The 1050-nt window shown below is 38.3% G+C and carries 2 protein-coding genes; both read right to left on the reverse strand.

Annotation, left to right across the window (positions count from 1 at the left end; genetic code table 11):
- Positions 1-107: 107 nt before the first annotated feature.
- On the reverse strand, positions 108-710 hold the full coding sequence (locus E1163_RS00295) for a hypothetical protein (protein WP_155168539.1): 603 nt from the start codon (positions 708-710) through the stop codon (positions 108-110).
- Between the two features lie 86 nt (positions 711-796).
- Positions 797-1050, reverse strand: a 254-nt coding sequence (locus E1163_RS30165; RefSeq protein ID WP_221417870.1) for a hypothetical protein, incomplete at its 5' end; no start/stop codon positions are given.

Below are 1050 nucleotides of genomic sequence, written 5' to 3' on the forward strand. Positions count from 1 at the left end.
ATGTAATGTGTCGTTTATTATTCCTTGAGGAAAACCTTTCAATCTATTTGAATTGTTAATGAATGTCTCAGATATAGATGAAGACATTTTCATGGTTTGCTGCTCAATCATATGATGAATGACCTTGCCTTTAGATGTTTTTCCTGTGGCCATTCATGTATTCTTTTGTATATTCCTTTTGGCAGATGATCAGCTTTGGTAATAAGTTTAGCTGCTTCCTCAGTACCATCAGCAAGCTTTATTTTTACATCCCCTTTAGTCTTCGCCTTACTGTAATCAACAATTTCACTCTTATCTACCTTCTTAACCTCCCCACTAGCCAACAACACCCAAGTAACCTCTCCCTCCAACTTAAACCTGCGCTTCTCAATGCGCATTCTAAACTTCTTAAATCTTAGTTTTTTGGATAGTCTCTGGCCGAGGTCGTCGAAAGTTTGGGCGCCTTTGGCAAAGCCTTTTCTTACGCCTTTCATGGCTACTTTGCCATTTCTCACCAGGGCTTTGGCACCTTGTTTGCCTACTTTGGCCAGGTCGGTAACTGCTTTGGCTGTTTCTTTCACTGACTTCTGAACTCCTGCTTTAGTGGCTCCTTTTACCCCTTGTTTGGATACAGTTTTGATCGCTGTTTTGGCTCCTTTAAGAGCAGCTTTTCCTCCAAATAGTAGTGCAAAGATCAGCTCAATAGTAATAACAGCCAGACCATCGGTCAACTTGTAGAGCTACAAGTAACCGTTTTTTTTGTGTCGTAAATTAAAGGGACATCGTAAATAAGATCTCAGGCTTAGTATCCAAATGATTAGTTTTCTTTCTTCATCTCTTCAAACCACTCTTCAAAACCATCTACGTTAGTTCTATCAGGGTGATTAGTATACTGTGGTTCATAAATTATATCATTATTAAATGCATGTGTTTTAGGATCAAAAGTAATTTTCATCAGTGTAGGTACCTCACGATCATTCTCTTGAAAAAGGGTAATCACCTCTTCTAACAATTCCCCTCCCTGATCTAATAAATCAAACATTTTATCATCAGATACATCATATTGCTTTT

The organism is Fulvivirga kasyanovii (assembly GCF_009711405.1).
GTDB lineage: Bacteria > Bacteroidota > Bacteroidia > Cytophagales > Cyclobacteriaceae > Fulvivirga > Fulvivirga kasyanovii.